The 13780-nt window shown below is 62.2% G+C and carries 15 protein-coding genes; 11 read left to right on the top strand and 4 right to left on the bottom strand.

Features of this window, described 5'->3' with window-relative positions; genetic code table 11:
• Positions 1 to 32: 32 nt before the first annotated feature.
• The 11 genes from AC2FNL_RS14935 (at position 33) to AC2FNL_RS14885 (ending at position 9037) form a co-directional block, all read left to right on the top strand.
• Positions 33 to 215 carry a hypothetical protein gene (locus AC2FNL_RS14935; RefSeq protein WP_005981170.1) on the top strand — a complete coding sequence of 61 codons (183 nt, stop codon included), beginning with the start codon at positions 33 to 35 and terminating at the stop codon, positions 213 to 215.
• Positions 216 to 239: 24 nt separating this feature from the next.
• Complete coding sequence (locus tag AC2FNL_RS14930; protein WP_496834125.1) at positions 240 to 1385, top strand: TRAP transporter substrate-binding protein; 1146 nt, start codon at positions 240 to 242, stop codon at positions 1383 to 1385.
• Positions 1386 to 1481: 96 nt separating this feature from the next.
• Positions 1482 to 1994, top strand: a complete 513-nt coding sequence (locus AC2FNL_RS14925) for a TRAP transporter small permease (RefSeq protein ID WP_093964490.1) — start codon at positions 1482 to 1484, stop codon at positions 1992 to 1994.
• Positions 1995 to 2005: 11 nt separating this feature from the next.
• Positions 2006 to 3334, top strand: a complete 1329-nt coding sequence (locus AC2FNL_RS14920; protein ID WP_093964491.1) for a TRAP transporter large permease — start codon at positions 2006 to 2008, stop codon at positions 3332 to 3334.
• Positions 3335 to 3346: 12 nt separating this feature from the next.
• Positions 3347 to 4654, top strand: coding sequence for a histidinol dehydrogenase (hisD, locus tag AC2FNL_RS14915; RefSeq protein ID WP_496834124.1), 1308 nt, complete (start codon positions 3347 to 3349; stop codon positions 4652 to 4654).
• Entirely contained in the window at positions 4647 to 5408 is a 762-nt protein-coding gene (locus tag AC2FNL_RS14910; protein WP_496834123.1) for an SDR family NAD(P)-dependent oxidoreductase, read from the top strand. Before hisD ends, AC2FNL_RS14910 begins: the two co-directional genes overlap by 8 nt.
• Positions 5405 to 6385, top strand: a complete 981-nt coding sequence (locus tag AC2FNL_RS14905; RefSeq protein ID WP_496834122.1) for a zinc-dependent alcohol dehydrogenase — start codon at positions 5405 to 5407, stop codon at positions 6383 to 6385. Before AC2FNL_RS14910 ends, AC2FNL_RS14905 begins: the two co-directional genes overlap by 4 nt.
• Positions 6386 to 6407: 22 nt before the next feature.
• Positions 6408 to 6818, top strand: a complete 411-nt coding sequence (locus AC2FNL_RS14900) for a universal stress protein (RefSeq protein WP_093964495.1) — start codon at positions 6408 to 6410, stop codon at positions 6816 to 6818.
• Between the two features lie 49 nt (positions 6819 to 6867).
• Positions 6868 to 7374, top strand: coding sequence for a decarboxylase (locus AC2FNL_RS14895; protein ID WP_093964496.1), 507 nt, complete (start codon positions 6868 to 6870; stop codon positions 7372 to 7374).
• Positions 7371 to 7925, top strand: a complete 555-nt coding sequence (comE, locus tag AC2FNL_RS14890; protein ID WP_093964497.1) for a sulfopyruvate decarboxylase subunit beta — start codon at positions 7371 to 7373, stop codon at positions 7923 to 7925. Before AC2FNL_RS14895 ends, comE begins: the two co-directional genes overlap by 4 nt.
• Complete coding sequence (locus tag AC2FNL_RS14885) at positions 7925 to 9037, top strand: alpha-hydroxy acid oxidase (protein ID WP_093964498.1); 1113 nt, start codon at positions 7925 to 7927, stop codon at positions 9035 to 9037. The genes comE and AC2FNL_RS14885 overlap by 1 nt, the downstream gene beginning before the upstream one ends.
• Here the strand turns inward: AC2FNL_RS14885 and AC2FNL_RS14880 are convergent.
• From AC2FNL_RS14880 to AC2FNL_RS14865, 4 genes are all read right to left on the bottom strand, one after another.
• Positions 9034 to 10263, bottom strand: a complete 1230-nt coding sequence (locus AC2FNL_RS14880; protein WP_496834121.1) for a dipeptidase — start codon at positions 10261 to 10263, stop codon at positions 9034 to 9036. The two genes, AC2FNL_RS14885 and AC2FNL_RS14880, sit on opposite strands and share 4 nt — an antisense overlap.
• A 66-nt stretch (positions 10264 to 10329) precedes the next feature.
• Positions 10330 to 11511 (bottom strand): carbohydrate porin, encoded by a 1182-nt coding sequence (locus tag AC2FNL_RS14875; RefSeq protein ID WP_496834120.1) that lies wholly within the window; start codon positions 11509 to 11511, stop codon positions 10330 to 10332.
• Positions 11508 to 12314, bottom strand: coding sequence for a DUF3299 domain-containing protein (locus AC2FNL_RS14870; RefSeq protein ID WP_496834119.1), 807 nt, complete (start codon positions 12312 to 12314; stop codon positions 11508 to 11510). Before AC2FNL_RS14870 ends, AC2FNL_RS14875 begins: the two co-directional genes overlap by 4 nt.
• Positions 12315 to 12318: 4 nt before the next feature.
• Positions 12319 to 13698: an amidohydrolase family protein gene (locus AC2FNL_RS14865; protein ID WP_496834118.1), complete on the bottom strand. Its 1380-nt coding sequence runs from the start codon at positions 13696 to 13698 to the stop codon at positions 12319 to 12321.
• Between the last annotated feature and the right edge of the window lie 82 nt (positions 13699 to 13780).

Raw genomic sequence — 13780 nt, 5'->3', positions numbered from 1 at the left:
CATCAGTGCCGATTCTACCCGGAGTCCCGAACATGTTCCTTGCCGCATCCGCCATCGTCTTCGTCGTCTATTTCGCGAACGTGGCGCTGGGTGCGTTTGCAGGCCGCGCGTTTCTTGGGGATGTGGGTGAGATGCTGGTTCTGTTCGCGGCGTCGATCCTGTTCGTTGTCGCAATTCTGAAAAAAGAGGCCGCGCGCGAGGAGAACGGCGGCTGAATTTTTCCAATGGGAGGGCAATCAATGAACAAAGATCAAATGGAACTGGCGTCAGCTGAACGCCGCAATTTCCTGAAGCTGAGCGCCGGCGGCGCGTTCACGGCGGCAATCGTGGCGGGCGCGGGAGGCATGTTGTGGTCATCCGAGGCCGCGGCGCAGACCGCCAAGGAGGAAAAAGAGCGCGAACAAGCTGCCGAGCATGTGATGACGGTGGCCACGGCCTATGTGCTGGGCGCCTCGCGCAGCTATCCGATCATGCAGCTGGACCTGAAGGAGAACATCCAGAACGCAACCAACGGCAAGGTCTATGTCAAGCTGGCCCCGGGCGGGCAGCTGGGCGCGGGCGGCGCGTTGGTGCAGAAGGTTCAGGGCGGAACCATCCAGGCCGCGCAGCATTCGCTGTCGAACTTCGCACCCTTCGCTTCGACCGTGGACCTGATCAACATGCCGTATCTGTGCGGCTCGAACCAGCGGTTCACCAATCTCGTGCATTCCGACACCTGGAAGAACGAAGTGCATCCCAAGGTCGAGGCCGCAGGCTTCAAGGCGCTGTTTTATGTCGTGATCGACCCGCGCGTCGTGGCCGTGCGCCAGGGCGGAAATGCCATCATCACCCCCTCGGACATGAGCGGGATCAAATTCCGCGTGCCCGGGTCCAAGATGCTGCAGCAATACTACCGCATGGTCGGCGCCAACCCGACCCCGGTTGCTTGGGGTGAGACCCCCTCGGCCATCAAGCAGGGCGTGGCGGATGCGCTCGACCCGTCGGTCGGCGCGCTGTATGTGTTTGGCTTCAAGGACATTCTGTCTCACGTCACCTTCACTCAGGCGGTGCCGGACAGCCAAGTCTATTCCTGCAACCTGGAATGGTTCAACTCGATGCCGGCCGACGTGCAAGAGGCCATCATGTGGGGCGCGGAGATGACCGGACACCAGAACCTCGCCAAGGTTCCCTCGGCTCGCGCCTATGCAATGGCCGAACTGAACAAGGCCGGGGTTCAGTTCCACTCGCTGACCGACGACCAACTGGCCGAGTGGCAGGAGGCCGGCGGTTATCAGCGCTCGGAATGGGACCCATTCAAGACCGAGCTGGCCGGGTCGATGGACGCCTTCCAAAAGTTGGTCGAGGCGGCCGGCACCCAAGGCAAATACTACGTCCACGACGCCTGATACGGACCGGGCGGGCGCCGGACGCGTGCCCGCCTTTTCCAGACCTGCACGGCCTGATCCTTCAGGCCCATCCCCCCAGCCTTGCCGAGGGAACCGATGTCCTTACTCAAAACCATAGACCGCAACGCCGAACGCTGGCTGCTGCTGGTGTTCTACGTGATGCTGGTCATCACGATGGCAATCGAGGTGCTGCGGCGCGAGATCTTCGCCTATTCCTCGATCTGGGGCGAGGAGATCGTCCGCTATTCCTTCATCTATCTGGCCTGGATCGGCGCTGCGGCGGCGGTCAAGGAACGCGCCCATATCCGGATCGACGTGATAATGCACTATCTCGGCCCGCGGCCCAAGGCGGTGCTGTATATCTTCGGTGATCTGGTGATGTTCGCGGTGGCAGTCATCGCGCTCTATTGGTCCTACGAGGCGGTGCATGTCTCGGCCAAGTTCGGGTCGGTCACCGACGGGCTGCGGGTATCGAAGGTGTGGTTCCTGATGGCGGTGCCCACGGGATTTGCCCTGATGATCTGGCGCCTGATCCAGTCGTTGATGAATGACATCAAAAGTCTTCGCGACGGGACGCCCGTCTTCGAAGGCGACAAGCTGTTTGACTGAGGAGCAGGCGGATGCTGTGGAATACCCTCAATCAAACGGTCGAACTGGGCTGGGATTTCTACCTGCCCGTGATCCTGTTCGTGGGCCTGATCGCGCTGGCGGTTCCGGTCTGGGCCGCGATTGGCTCGGCCGCGATCGTGATGTTGATCATGTCGGGGGACCTGCCGCTAAGCCTTGTGGGCGAAAGCCTGTTTACCGGCATCGACGCCTTTGCCCTGACCGCGGTGCCGCTGTTCATCCTGACCGGTGACGTGCTGGTGCGCACCGGGCTGTCGCGCAAGTTTCTGGACGTGGCCGAGGCGCTGACCTGTTTCGCCAAGGGCGGGTTCGGTTCGGCCACGGTTCTGGTCTGCGGCATGTTCGCGGCCATTTCGGGGTCTGACGCGGCGGGGGCGGCGGCAGTGGGTCGGATGACGATCAACCGACTGGTCGAAAGCGGCTATCCGCGCCCCTATGCCTGTGCGCTGGTGGCGGCGGGGGCCTGTACCGGGATCCTGATCCCGCCCTCGATCGCCTATATCATCATCGGGCTCGTGCTGGGCATCTCGGCCTCGACCCTGTTTCTGGCCGCTCTGATCCCGGGGCTGGCGATCCTGATCTCGATCCTCGTGACCAATATCATCATGAACCGCCTCTATGCCTATGAGGGCGGCGGGATGATGACCTTTGGCGAATGGGCGGCCAACCTTGGCAAGGCGCTGAAATCAGGCTGGTATGCGTTCATCGTGCCCGGCATCATCTTCTATGGCATTTTCTCGGGTCGCCTGACCCCGACCGAGGCGGGCGCGACCGCCGTTGTCGTCACCATCATCATGGGGTTCATCCTGCGCACGCTGACGCTGGCAGACTTCCCGTCGATGCTGGTCAGCTCGGCCAAGGTGAACGGGGTGATCCTGCCGATCATCGCCTTCTCGGCCCCGCTGGCCGAGGCGCTGGCGATCATGGGCGTGCCGCAGGGCTTCGTGGCCTCGGTGACCTCGCTGACCGAGGATCCGTTCCTGCTGATCCTGCTGATGATCGGCATTCTGATCGCGGCCGGTTGCGTCATGGAGACGACACCGAATATCGTCATTCTGGCCCCGATCCTGAAACCGCTGGCGGATAATATCGGCATGAACGAAATCCAGTTCTGCATCATGATGATCACCGCGCTGGGCGTTGGCTTCATCACGCCGCCACTTGGGCTGAACCTGTTCGTGGTGTCGGGGATCACGGGTGAATCCATCCTCAAGATCGCAGCCCGCGCTGTGCCCTTCGTGCTGACCATGCTGATCGTCGTCATCCTGATCGCCTACGTTCCGGCACTGTCGACCACTTTGCTTCCTGAAATCTACCAATAGGATCTTCTGAACATGTCGCGTGAATACCTCAAGAAGGCCACCCTGACCGCTCAATCCCACGCGTCCGAGGTGCATGACACGGTCAAGACCATCCTGGCCGACATCGAGGCCGGCGGCGACGCCAAGGCGATGGAATACGCGGCCAAGTTCGACAAGTTCGAGGGCAACGTGCTGATGACGCCCGAGGAAATCGAAGCCGCCTGCGCCCGGGTGCCGGAAAAGCTCAAGGCCGATATCCGTTTTGCCCAGGACAATGTGCGCCGCTTTGCCGAGGCGCAAAAGGCCACCGTGTCGGATGTGCAGCTGGAAATCGTGCCGGGCTTCATCGCGGGACAAAAGGCCATCCCGGTCGATGCAGCGGGCTGCTATGTGCCCGGCGGGCGGTATAGCCACATCGCCAGCGCCATTATGACCGTGACCACCGCCAAAGTGGCGGGGTGCCGTCACATCACCGCCTGTTCACCGCCCCGCCCGGGCGAGGGCGTGGCCCCGGCGATCGTCTACGCCGCCCATATCAGCGGCGCTGACAGCATTCTGGCCATGGGGGGCGTGCAAGGTGTGGCCGCCATGACCTATGGCCTGTTCGGGCTGCCGCGCGCCAACATCCTTGTGGGGCCGGGCAACCAGTTCGTGGCCGAGGCCAAGCGCATTCTGTACGGCAAGGTCGGCATCGACATGATCGCGGGCCCGACCGACAGCCTGATCCTGGCGGATGCCACGGCCGATCCCTTTGTCGTGGCCACTGACTTGGTCAGCCAGGCCGAGCATGGCTACAACTCGCCCGTCTGGCTGGTGACCGATGACCGCGATCTGGCGACCCAGGTGATGGAGATGGTCCCGACCCTGATCGCCGATCTGCCCGAACTGAACCGCGACAACGCCGCCGCCGCCTGGCGCGACTATGCTGAAGTGATCCTGTGCGCGGACCGCGAAGAGATGGCCGCGTGTTCCGACGACTACGCCCCCGAGCATCTGACCGTGCAGGCCGCGGATCTGGATTGGTGGCTGGAGCGGCTGACCTGTTATGGCTCGTTGTTTCTGGGCGAAGAAACGACCGTGTCCTATGGCGACAAGGCCACCGGTACGAACCACGTCCTGCCCACCTCGGGCGCGGCCAGCTATACCGGCGGGCTGAGCGTGCACAAATACATGAAGATCGTCACCTGGCAGCGGGCCACGCGCGAGGGTTCGAAACCCATCGCCGAGGCGACCGCACGGATTTCGCGTCTGGAAGGGATGGAGGGCCACGCCCGCGCTGCCGATGTGCGTCTGGCCAAGTATTTCCCGGACGAGAACTTTGACCTGACCGCAGATGAATGACCCCCGCGACCTGTTCGATTTGACAGGCCGGGTGGCCTGCGTCACGGGCGCCAGTTCGGGGCTGGGCCGGCGCGTTGCGCAGGTGCTGGCGGCTGCAGGCGCGAAGGTGGTAGGCGTTGCCCGCCGGGCCGAGGCACTGGCCGAGTTGCAGGCCGAGATCGGTTTAAGCGCTGCGGTGGTCGCAGGTGACGTGGCCGACCGGGACGGCCTGCCAAGGCTGGTCAAACAAATCTCGGCCCCGTTCGACGCGCCGGATATCGTGGTTCATGCCGCCGGGGTGAATACGCGACAGGCCGCCGATGACGTCACGCCCGAAGGCTGGGACGCGACGCTGGGCCTGAACCTCGGCGCGCCGTTCTTCCTCAGCCAAGCCATGGTGCCTGCGATGAAGGCGCGCGGTTGGGGTCGGATCGTGAATTTCGCCTCGCTGCAGACGACGCGGGCCTTTCCCGGCGGGATCGCCTATGGGGCCAGCAAGGGCGGGATCGCACAGCTGACCCGCGCCATGGCCGAGGCCTGGTCGTCCCACGGGATCACCGCCAACGCCATTGGCCCGGGCTTCTTTCCGACCGAGCTGACGCAGGCGGTGTTCGATGACCCCGCCCGCGCGGCCCGCAACGCGGCGCAGACATGCATCGGTCGCAATGGCCGCATGGACGACATCGACGGGCCGATCCTTTTTCTGTGCTCGCAGGCATCCGACTATGTCACCGGGCAGATCCTGATGGTTGACGGGGGGTTCACGGCGAAATGAAAGCTCTGGTTTATGAAGGTGTCGAACAGTTGGTCTATCGCGACGTACCGGACGCCGCGCCGCAACCTGGCGAGCACCTGATCCGGGTCGAGGCCGCTGGGATCTGCGGGTCCGACATGCATGCCTACTTGGGCCATGATGCACGCCGCCCGGCGCCCTTGATCCTGGGGCACGAGGCGGCGGGCGCAGTGATCGGCGGCCCCAAGGACGGAACGCGGGTCACGATCAATCCGCTTGTAAACTGCGGGCAGTGTCCGGCCTGCCAAGCGGGACGGGAAAACCTGTGCCCCGACCGTCAGATCATCTCGATGCCCCCGCGCGAAGGTGCCTTTGCCCAATATGTTTCGATGCCCTGGGACAATCTGGTCGAGGTGCCGGACCATGTACCCTTCGCCAAAGCCGCCTTGGCCGAGCCGCTGGCCGTCAGCTGGCACGCCGCACGCCTCGCGCTCGAGGCGCTGCACCCGGCGATGGAGCGTCGTGCGCTGGTGATCGGGGGTGGGGCGATTGGCCTTGCGGCGGCGCTGGCGCTGCGGGCGATGGATGTCGTGGATGTGACCGTGGTCGAACCCAACGACCTGCGGCGGACGTTCCTGCAAAGGCTGAATTGCGCCAAGGTCGTAGCTGAAGCGCAGGGCGACTTCCCGATCGTGGTCGATGCCGTGGGCTTTGCCGCCACCCGTGCGGTGGCCTCGGAACGGGCCCAACCCGGCGGGGTGATCGCGCATGTGGGCCTGGGCGAGGACGCCGGCGGGCTGGACGTACGGCGCATGACCCTGCAAGAGATCACCTTCATCGGAACCTACACCTATACCGCGCAGGATTTCCGTCAGACCGCCCAGGCCATCTTTGACGGCGCGCTGGGCCCTCTGGACTGGATCGAAGAACGCGATCTGGCCGATGGCGCCCGGGCCTTTGCCCAGCTACGCTCGGGCGAGGTCGCGGTTCCGAAAATCGTGCTGTCCCCGTGGGCCTGACCGCCCGGAACTGGAGGTAACCATGTATAAGAAAATTCTTGTCCCCATGGCGCTTGACCACGGCATTTCACCGCAAACGCTCGAGATCGCCCGTGCCTTGGGCGGCGGATCCGCCGAGATCGTGGCTCTGCATGTCTATGAGATGCCTCAGGGATCGGTCAGCGTCTATCTGGACAAGGATGCCGTGGCCGATGGCTTTGCCCGGGCCCGCGAAGTCCTGATGGAAAAGCTGAAAGGCCTGCCGGATGTAAAGCCCGAACTGGTCAAGGGCCACACCGCGCGCACGATCATCGACTATGCCAACGACCACGGGTTCGATTGCGTCGTCATTGGCTCGCACCGTCCCGGACTGACTGATTATTTCCTTGGCTCCACCGCGTCGCGCGTGGTGCGGCATGCAAAATGTGCCGTCCACGTCCACCGCAGGGCCTGACCCGTCCATCGCGCCCTCGGCGCCCCAACCCAGGAACAGAAGTTTCGACATGAACATAGACAAGAAGATCACCGAAGATCTGGTGGCCAACGACATCTCGTTCGTCACCACGGTGCCGTGCAAGCAACTGGCCGGCGTCATCGCCGAGATCGACGCCCACGACTCCATCTTCCACATCCCCTCGAACAAAGAGGACGAAGGCATGGGCCTGTGCGCCGGCGCCTGGATGGGCCGGAAGCGACCCGCGATCATCATGCAGAACACCGCGATCGGGGTCACGATCAACACGCTGGCGACGTTGATCCAGTATTACCGGATGCCGCTGCCGATGCTGATCTCGTATCGGGGCGAACTGCGCGAGCCCATCGCCTGCCAGGTCGAGATGGCCGTTCATACCAAGGCCCTGCTGGCGCAGATGCATATCCCGACCTACCATTTCCACCACCAGGAAGACGTGGCCGAACTGGACGCGATCCTGAAATACACCTTCATGTGCAACAAGCCCGTCGCGATCCTGACCGACGCCAATTTCTGGGGAGGCTATGGCGACCAATGATCCGTTCTGAAATCCTGAAGGAAATCGCCCCGATCCTGCGTGATCAACTGGTCGTGTGCAACATCGGCATCCCCAGCCAGGAGCTGCATGCCATCGACGATCAGCCCACCAATTTCTACATGCTGGGCACGATGGGGCTGGCCTCGAGCATCGGTCTGGGTCTGGCGCTGGCCCAGCCAAAACCGGTGATCGTCATCGACGGCGACGGCTCGATCCTGACCAATCTGGGGACGCTGCCGACCATCGCCAACAACGTGGCCGACAACTATATCCTGCTGATCATCGACAACGGCTCGTATGGCTCGACCGGCGATCAGCCGACCTATGCGGGGCGGAAGACCTCGCTGGCCAAGATGGCCGAGGCGGCGGGCTGCGAGCGCGTGATCGAATGCCAGGCCGAAGAGACCGGCCGCGTGCTGCAAGAGGCGCTGGACGCCCGCCAGATGACCATCATCGTCAGCAAATGTGAGAGCGGAAACGCCAAGATGCCGCCGATCACGATGGACCCGGTCGTCATCCGCGACCGCTTCATGAAGGCCGTTCAAGCCTGATGGGCGCAAGCGCCATCCACAGCGCCGAAGATGCCCGCCGGCTGGCCCGGCGGCGTCTGCCATGGATGGTGTTCGACTATATCGACGGGGCCGCCGGGTCCGAGGCGGGTGCCAGTCGCACCCGCGCGGCGCTGGACGCGATGACCCTGCGCCCCCGGATCCTGCGCGATGTCAGTACCCGGTCACTGGCGACCCGCGTGTTCGGGCAACCAGCCGACAGGCCCTTCGGCATCGCGCCCATGGGCATGTGCAACCTGTCCGCACCGGGCGCCGACCTGATGCTGGCGCGGCTGGCGGCGCAATACGGGGTGCCGCTGGGCGTTTCCACGGTGGCCTCGACACCGATGGAGGCGCTGATCGAAGAGGCCCGGGGCCATGCCTGGTTCCAGCTGTATTTCAGCGGCGATGGCAGCGGCACGTTCAAGCTGGTCGACCGGGCAAAGGCCGCGGGTTACAAGACCCTGATCCTGACCGTTGACGTGCCCGAAGTCGGCCGCCGCCCGCGCGAACTGCGCCACGGTTTCCGGATGCCGTTCCGGATCGGGCCACGGCAGTTTTTGGATTTCGCGCTGCATCCGCGCTGGTCGATCTCGACCTTGCTGAAGGGCAAACCGCAGATGGCGAACTTCCTGATGGAGGGGTTCGAGTTCGACCGCACCGAAAGCCGTGCAAAGGCCGATTGGGACACGCTGGCGCGGCTGCGCGACCGGTGGCCGGGCAAGCTGGTGGTTAAGGGCGTGCTGGATGTCGAAGACGCGGTTGCGCTGAAGGCGGCCGGTGTCGATGCCATCCAAGTCTCGAGCCACGGCGCCCGCCAGTTGGAGAGCGCACCCGCACCGATCTCGGTCCTGCCGCAGATCCGGGCGGCGGTCGGCGACGACTATCCGCTGTTTTACGACAGCGGCCTTCGGTCCGGAGAAGATGCGCTCAAGGCGCTGATGGCCGGCGCCGATTTCGTGTTCTTCGGGCGGATCCTGCAATTCGCCATCGCGGCGGGCGGCGAGGCCGGTTTGCACAGGTTGTGGGCAGTGCTGTCCGAGGAGATGGACATCGCCATGGCCCAGATCGGTGTCAGCACCTTGTCAGAGATTCAACGACCGGACGGGGACTAGCGCGAGTGGAACAGGTTTTGGAACTCCTGCCTCATCCGCAGGCGTTCAGGGTATTCCTGTAAAAACCGTTCGGGCGGCTTGCCCTCCCAGACCTGGGCATAGACGCGCATTTTGTTGCCGCCGTAGATTTTGGCGAGGTCTTCGTTTGAATAGCCCCGCGCCCACAGATCGTCGGTTATCGCGGCAAGGATCTTGGCCAATTCACCATTCCCGGTTGCACCTTTGTTGAACGCATCAATCATGTAGCCGCCGTCGTCATACATGCTGGCATTCGCGGTCGCGAACTGAACGACAAGTTCGGTTGAAAACATGTCGTCCGTCGCGATCCCGACATGGTCGACGCCGACAAGTTGGACATAATAGTCGATCATATCGGCGGCTTGCTTGGGGGAGATGTCTTCGGGCCATACCCCGTCCATCATCCATTCTGTGAATGTGGGCGATATGTATCCTCCGGACTTGGCCGCCCGCAGTGCCTCGTCGTCCGGGATGGCTCGGTAACAGCCCTTGGTCGTGGCGTTGGGCTCATTCGCGTAGAGCCCCGCCGGAACCGAGTGGGTGTAGACATAGGGCACGCCGGGATAGTTCTCATCCATGTAGTCCATCGCGTCGTTGGCCGTTTTCGACCCGGTGTGGCTAAGGTCCAACAGGATGCCAAAGCGCACCATCTCATCGATCACGGATTTGCCCCATGGAGTCAGACCGATGTCCCGACCGTTGTAAGCTGCCAACTGCCCTGATCCGGTTCGGAAAATGTCGTTGTACGCCAGGATCATGCTTTTGATGTCCATGTCCTTGAGCAGGGCCATCTTCTTGAGATCGCCATCCAGAATCGTTGCCGTTTGGCTGTTCCAAATCACAGCCGTCTTGCCCTGAGCATGCGCGGCCTCGATATCGCGTGTTTCATTCACGATCAGATAATTCTCGGGCTGCTGCGCCATGGCGGCGCGGAAATGATAGTGCTGTTCAAGCAACACATCGAACGACATGTCAGCGGCGGCCAATGTCATTTCATGGCCGATGATGCCGTTGTCCCGGGCGCGTTGGAAGTAGGTGTGCAGTTGTTCGTCTTCGGTCCAGCCGGTTCCGTAGGGGCTGGCCAGCATGCCCAGTACGATCGTGTCCTGCACGAACTGCCTGGCTTGGTCCGATGCGTCCCAGGTCTTGCTTTCTTCGCTGGCGTGAAGGGGGGCGGCGATTGCCAGGACAGTTGCGGCTGCAGTCATCAGAGTGGCTTCATCGAGTGTCCTTCCATGGGTTTCATTGCCTCAAGCGGGCAGACCCGGCCAGCGTCAGAATACGAGCCTTGTCCGAAGGCCGAACAGGGCCACGTTGTCCTGGCCGGGGTTCAGCAGTGGGTTCGAGATGAACTGCACAGACGGCGTGATCTGCAGGCCGGGCGAAATCGAAAAACGGTAGAAAGCCTCGAGGGTGAACTGATCGCCATCGATGCCACGGGCTTCGGCCCAGTTCAGCCCCAGCCCAGCCAGATCGGTGTTCCGGCCGTAGTACCCGATGCCGGCTGACAGGGACCGATCATACAGCGCCGCCGTTCCCTTTGCCGCACCGGCGCGCAGGAACGGCATCCATTGGTTGCCCACGAACCACGCGGCGGAGAAGGCCGCGCCATAATCTTCGGCCCGGCTTCCGTCATCGGCTGCGTCCGCGTGCCAAAGTGTCAGATGGATGTTGTCGAAATAGATCCGATCGAAGCCCGACGTGTAGCCCAGCTCGAGCGATTTGAAGAGGTTGCCGTCGCTGAAAACGTCGAAGTTCGGATCGGACGGATCGGCGTTAGCGTCAGCGACACTGGCCACAGCATAGAAATTGCTGCCCAGCCGCACGCCCCCGGCAAGACCCAGTCCGGGGTTCGGGGCGTTTATCGTAGGGTTGGTGTTGAACGACAGATTCTGGAAACCGCTATAGGGACTGACAAGGCCATAGATGTCGACGAAGTCGGTCACGTCGATCTGACCGAATTGCAGCGTCCATGACCCGTCCGCGGCCCGCTGTGACCAGAACAGGTTCGTCAGCAGCAAACCCGTGTCGTTGAAGGCGGTTCCTGTGATCGAAAGCGCGCCTCCGTCCAGGCCCAGAAACTGCGGCGCGACATCGGTATAGCTGTGCCGGTGTTCCACCTTGAACGTCACCGAACCCTGTTCGGTCGCCTGCCAGCTGCCATAGAAACGGGCAATTCCGCTGGCGGCTTCACCGGCGCCCAGGTCGGCATCCGTCGTTTGTCCAAGGGCCAGATAGTCAATGTTGAAACGAAACCCGTCTTCGGCCAGACGATCCTTCCAGGCAAACCATCCAGGCGCGATATTGCGTGGAAAATCCGACCGGAATTGCGGATCGGTCAAGCCGTCTCCGGGTTCAAGCTCGGCATTCACCGACGAGGGACCTGACAATCCCTGAGCGACCGCACCCGAGGCCCAGACAAGGGCCGCCAGCACCAGCGCAGTCCGTCGGATCATTCCGAAGCCGCCTGACCACCGGTTTTGCGCCGCCCCGCGGCCCGAAGAAGATCTGTCGCGTCCTCGCTCCACTCCAGCCCGTCGGTGCGGTTCCGGAGCGTCTCGACCTTGTCTGCCTCCAATTGGAACGTGGCGCGCATCGGCATCAGCCCGTCCACTACCACCATCTGGTGATCCGTCGGCGAAATCGTCAGACGCCCCGTCAGGCGGACGGGTTCGTGGACATAGCTGGGAACCCAGTCGGCATCCAGCATCACACGGATCATCTGGTTCGGCGGCGGCGGCGGCATATGACTGCACATGCCCCGTTCGGGCACCAGATAGACAACAGATCGCCCGTCAGCGTCCGCCGGGGCCGGAATGGCGAAACCGGACAGCGTGACCTCTTGCCCGTCATACAAGGGGTTGCCAAGCGTGGCTGCTTTTTCCCTGCGTTCGGTCACGACCTGGCGTTGACTCAGCAGCCAATCCACGTCGACACCGCCCGCGGCCAGCGCATCCTCGGTCTCGTGCAGAAGCTCCTGCCACTTCTGGCGGTCCTCGTCCGTTCCGACATCCTGCTGCAGCCGGCCACGCAGTCGCACGACGAACAGGACGTCGTCGAACTGTTCGGGGCTGAGATCGCGATAGGGGTCTTCGAAGGTCTGAACGGTCGGGTCGGGCAGATCGTCCCAACCAACCGAGAGGCCAGCCCAGGACGGCGCGCCCGCACCCAAGCTGAGCGTCGCCGCAATCAGCAGAGTTCGGACGGAGTTCAGAAAGGCGAGCTTGTCATGGCGGTCCCGACCGCGAATCCTCATCATGGCCCTAGTTGAGCGTATTTTTGTAGATCACGCCATCCTTCATGATCAGGCGGATGGTCTCGGGGCTGTCAGGCCGCGGGTCCGCACCGAACCACTGGTCACCTGTACCCACGACCGAGAAATCTTCGAGCGGGTTGCCGTCGATCAGCAGAATGTCTGCATAAGCGCCTTCCTCGATCACTCCAAGCTTACCGGCGGTGTAGGGATTGGTAAAATCGCCGGACAACTGGGCGATCTCGCCTCCGATCGAGGTCAGTGTGACCATTGATTGATAGGGGCCGAAGAATTCGTTGTTCAGGTGTTTTTCATACGCGATCTGGATGTTGCAGGCTTCGACTGTGCCTACGCAATCGGTCTGGAACCCGCGCTTGACCGGGCATTCCTTCATGTTCGGGATGTAGTTCTCGAAGGTCGCCGAAGCCGAGATTGCCTTGGCAAGGCTCGATGGTTGGTTCTTGACCGCCGGAATATCCAGAAGGCCGGGATCGAACGCTGTGAGATTGGTCGTGATATACGCGCCCATTTCGTTCATCTTTTCAGCGATTTCGCAGTCGAACGAAAATCCGTGTTCGATGGACATCACGCCCGCGTCGAGCGCACCCAGAATTGCTTCCTTCCGATAAGAATGCGCCATGACATAGCTGCCATATTCATTCGCGACCTGCACGGCGGCTTTGATCTCTTCTGGCGATCCGGCCAGCAACTGCCAAGGGTCGAAGGCCGAAACGACACCGCCCGATTGCATGAATTTGAGCTGCGTCGCGCCCATCCGGAAGTTGTTGCGTCCGAATTTGTAAACGTCGTCAACGCCACTGATTTCCTGTGCCATGTTCAGGCGGCTGAAATTGGTGTCTGTACCCGGAGGTGCAGTGAAGTTGCCAAAGTCGGCGTGGCCTCCACGCGTGCTTAGAAAAGCGCCCGACGGATAATAGCGTGGCCCGGGAATCTGACCCGAGTCGATAGCCCGGCGAAGTCCACCATTGGCCCCGCCTGCATCCCTGACCGTTGTGAAACCCTGCATCAGATACATTTCGGCCATCCTCGTGGCATGGATTCCGAAATCCTCCCATGTCGAATTGGCTTCCATGGCGCTGAGACTTGGCCCCATCAACATGAGATGCGCGTGGTTCTCGATGAACCCAGGTGTCAGTGTGCGCCCCTCGCCGTCGATCACCGTGGCGTCTAGGGCGTCGATCGCTTCGGTCGAAACCGTTTTGATCAGATTCCCTTCGACCAGAACACTGGCGTTTTCGATGCGTTGTTCGCTTGTGCCGTCGAAGACATGCACGTTGGTGAACAGTGTTTGAGCTGGCTTTTCATCCTGGGCCGCCGCCGGCCAAGCGAAACTGAGGGCACAGACCACTCCAAGGTATAGACGTTTCATCACTGTTCCTCCCGCTTGTGCCTGTTTGGCTATCATTATCCTAAATTTGAATATGATAGGGCCGGCCATCCAAAGTCAAACC

The sequence above is a fragment of the Ruegeria sp. CRTD044 genome, from assembly GCF_059613485.1.
This window is presented reverse-complemented; position numbering and strand designations above follow the sequence as displayed.